The sequence below is a fragment of the Gluconacetobacter entanii genome (genome assembly GCF_013155425.1).
GTDB classification, from domain to species: domain Bacteria; phylum Pseudomonadota; class Alphaproteobacteria; order Acetobacterales; family Acetobacteraceae; genus Novacetimonas; species Novacetimonas entanii.
On record NZ_JABJWD010000122.1, the window covers coordinates 1 to 3,586 of the forward strand.

3 protein-coding genes are annotated in these 3,586 nt (G+C 65.0%); all 3 read left to right on the plus strand.

The window, feature by feature from the left end:
* Nucleotides 1-143 precede the first annotated feature (143 nt).
* The 3 genes from HNH97_RS16420 (at nucleotide 144) to HNH97_RS16430 (ending at nucleotide 3,556) form a co-directional block, all read left to right on the plus strand.
* Nucleotides 144-506: a phage tail tube protein gene (locus HNH97_RS16420; protein ID WP_171791611.1), complete on the plus strand. Its 363-nt coding sequence runs from the start codon at nucleotides 144-146 to the stop codon at nucleotides 504-506.
* Complete coding sequence (locus tag HNH97_RS16425; protein ID WP_171791612.1) at nucleotides 503-922, plus strand: hypothetical protein; 420 nt, start codon at nucleotides 503-505, stop codon at nucleotides 920-922. Before HNH97_RS16420 ends, HNH97_RS16425 begins: the two co-directional genes overlap by 4 nt.
* Before the next feature lie 153 nt (nucleotides 923-1,075).
* Nucleotides 1,076-3,556 carry a phage tail tape measure protein gene (locus HNH97_RS16430; protein ID WP_171791613.1) on the plus strand — a complete coding sequence of 827 codons (2,481 nt, stop codon included), beginning with the start codon at nucleotides 1,076-1,078 and terminating at the stop codon, nucleotides 3,554-3,556.
* The last annotated feature ends 30 nt before the right edge of the window (nucleotides 3,557-3,586 follow it).

The window sequence follows — 3,586 nt, forward strand, 5'->3', positions numbered from 1 at the left end:
AAACTCAGGCGGAAAACGCTTCGATTTGGTGCTCATGAATCCTTCTTACCTCTCGGGTCGTTCCGTCTCCACAAAACCCGGGGCAATTCAATGGGATCGCTGATCGTCGCGGCCGCATCCATCCAGCTACAGGCGTAAGGCACATGGCAGGTTCAACAGTTGGCATTTTCACGGTCTGGTGGAAGGGCCTGAAAATCGAGATGAAGACAGGCAGCACGCTGCGTCTGCCCGGAAACCAGAACAAGACGGAGCCGGCCGGGGGAACCGGGTTCCGTTACCAGCAATATCAGGTGGGACAGTTCAAAGGCACGGCCATCCTTCCGAAAGGCACGAGCCTTGCCGCATTCCAGCCCGATGTGGAGGGCGAATTGCAGGTAATGGCCGATACCGGCCAGCAGTGGTCTTTTCCCGATGCCTACCTGCTCGATGCGCCTGATCTGGCCGACAACGGCGGCAACATGCCGCTGACATGGAACATGAACACCTACAAGGAACTGCTGTCATGAATGCTCCCATCGTGAATGGTGCAACCACGCCCGCAACCGCGTCGGTTACCAGTGCGTCGGTTGCGCGTCCCGACCGTCCCAAGCTTCCCGAAGGCGCGGAATATCTGCCCGATGGGTCGGTCAAGGTAACGCTGCTGTATCCGGTGGAACAGAAGTCGGTCGTTAACGGCACGCCGCAGACCGAACAGGTCGGCAGCATCGTGCTGAACCGGCTGAAGGGGCGCGGCATTACCGAAATGCTGAATGCCGAGGGCGAAGGCAACCGCATCCGCGCCATGCTGGAAGCATCCGCAGGCATGACCGGCCCGAAGGCCGATGCCCTGCTGGGCGAAATGGACGGGGAGGATTTCCTCACCCTGTCGCGGGTCGCCAGCACTTTTTTGAATCGTGGGGCGAAGACTGGCCAGTCCTCCTAGCCGCACTCGCCCACGAGACCTCGTTTTCCGAGGCTGAACTGCTCGACATGCCATTGCACCGCATCCGGTTCTGGTCCGCTGCCCTGGGACAGTTGGCCGAACGACGGCGCGAGGCGATCGAGCAACAGATGATGGACAGATAGGGAGGCCCCGTTGTCCGGTAACAACATGACGGCGGCCTTCCGTCTCGACTTCGCCGTTGGCTCCATGGAGCCATTGCAGCAGATCCGTTCGGTCCTGACGGAGATCAACGGATCGCTGGCGGAACTGGCCCGTGCGGCCAATCCCTTTGACGAAATGCAGCAGCCCGTCGCCCGCGCCACCGAAGGCGTAACGGGGCTGAACGAGGTTCTGTCGGAAACCGGCGCGGTCGGAGCAGAGGCAGCCGCATCCGTTGGCACCATTGGCGAGGCCGCAGCCGGGATCGAGGCCGCGACCGCCGCCGTGACCGGCCTGGATGAGGTTCTGTCGGAAACCGGCGCGGTCGGAGCAGAGGCAGCCAGGGCCGTCGGCACCATTGGCGAGGCCGCAGCCGGGGTCGAGGCCGCGACCGCCGCCGTGACCGGCCTGGATGAGGTTCTGTCGGAAACCGGCGCGGTCGGAGCAGAGGCAGCCGCATCCGTCGGCACCATTGGCGAGACCACAGCCGGGATCGAGGCTGCGACTGCCACCGTGACCGGCCTGGATGACGCGCTGGGCGCAACCACGGGCGCGGCGGCCGAAGCCGCCAGCGGGATGGGGCGCATCGGCACCGAGGCCGAACAGGCAGCCGATCGCAGCATGTCGGCCCTGGGACGGATTCGGACGGCCGTGTCCACGCTGGCAGGCGGCCCGATGGGATATGCCGGACGTGTCGGCGGCGCGGTCGGTCGGTTCGGGCAGTCCGTGCAGGAAGGCGTGGGCAACGCGTTCGGCGCGGCGGCCACGGGATTCGGGATCGTGATGCCCGTCCGGGCCGCTGCGGAATACGATAACGACCTGACGCATATCGGAATCGGCCTGAACCTGCACGGCGCGGACAACACCCGCTTTGCCGCGACATTCGGGCGCGACATCGACCGGCTGGCCCGTGACACCGGGCAACGCGGGACCGATCTGGCGGCGGCAGCGGGATATTTCTCCCGCGAGGGCTATACGCTTGACCAGATCAAGGCCGTGCTGCCGACCGTAGCCCATATCGCTACCGCCTATAACGCTGCGCCCGATGGCGTGGCGAAAACCACGTTCGCGATGCAGGAAAACATGGGCATTTCGGCAGCCGAGATGCCCGGCGCGCTGTCAGCCGTGGCATTGGCGGGCAAATCGGCCGACCTGCCGTTCGAGAAACTGGCCCCGCTGTTCCCGCAGGTTGCCGCACAGGCCGGTGCGCTGGGCGTGCGTGGCCGTGATGGCCTGAACGACATGGCAGCCGCGCTGGCGGTGATGCGCAAAAATACCGGCACGGAGGGCGAGGCCGTGACCGACATGCGCGCGTTCCTGCAAACCATCACATCCAGCCATACGGCCAAGCGGTTCCAGAAATACGGCGTTGACCTGTTCGGCGTGCTGAATGACGCGCGTAAACGTGGCCTTGACCCCATGATGGAGGTGCTTGGCAAGGTCAACGACATCACCCATGGCGGCGACAATCTGAAAGCGGTTGGCGAACTGTTCAACAACGAACAGGACCGTGGGTTCGTGAACGCGCTGCTGCATCATCTCCGGGGGGAGCAGGGATATTTCGCCATCAGGCAAAAGGTCGGCAGCGCGGACCCGGCCATGGTGGACGAGGATTTCCGCACCGGCATGCATTCCACCCTGACGGAATTGCAGGCGTTCGAGGAATCGCTTTCCCAGTTGGAACGGCGCATCGGGCACGGCTTCGTACCGATCCTGAAGGTCGCCACGATCGGGCTGCATGGTATCACGGAGGGGTTTGACTGGCTGGACCAGCATGTGCCAGGGGCAACGACAGCCATCGTCGGCACCGTGGGCGGCATGCTGGCGCTGGCGACCGCCATGGGCGCGGTGGGTGCCGTGGCAGGGCCGATGCGGGCCGGGTTCGCGCTGTTCCGCACGGTGCTGGCCCCGGTTGCGGGGCTGCTGGGCGGTGTCAGCCTTGCGACGGCAGGCGTCGTGCTGGGGCTGGCGGCGCTGACGGCCGGTGTGGTCGCGGCCGCGCTGTATGTGTCGCACAATCTGACGCGGATATCGCATGCGTTCGACGCGGGCGGCCACGGCATCACCGGCACGCTGCGCGGCACCTGGAACGTGGCGAAACTGGTGTTCAACGATTTCACCACCTGGCTTGATAGCTGGGGCGGCGGACTGGGCACGAAACTGCACAATATCGTCGTGGGTGTTGGCCGGATTTTCGGGGCCGCGTTCCGCCTGATGCTCGACGGGATCAAATCGCAGTTCGCATCCCTGGACCAGGCATTCACCAATTCATGGCTGGGACGGCAGATCATGGGGGGCGGCGTGCAGCCCGCGCCCGCCATTCCTGGCGCACCCGCGCGACCGGCAGCGCAGCCGTCCGCGCCCATCGGGCTGCATGTATCGCATGATCCGGGCGTGCGCGTGCGCCAGACATCTGGCCCGCGCGGCGCGGTGCAGATCAGACCTGATCGTGGGAGGATGATCGCACAACCATGAGCATCGGAACGGGAATCCTCGGCAGCCAGT

What these genes read in the sequence shown, in the direction of transcription:
- HNH97_RS16425 (WP_171791612.1), top strand. Translation starts at nt 503, where the DNA reads ATGAATGCTCCCATCGTGAATGGTGCAACCACGCCCGCAACCGCGTCG.
- HNH97_RS16420 (WP_171791611.1), top strand. Translation starts at nt 144, where the DNA reads ATGGCAGGTTCAACAGTTGGCATTTTCACGGTCTGGTGGAAGGGCCTG.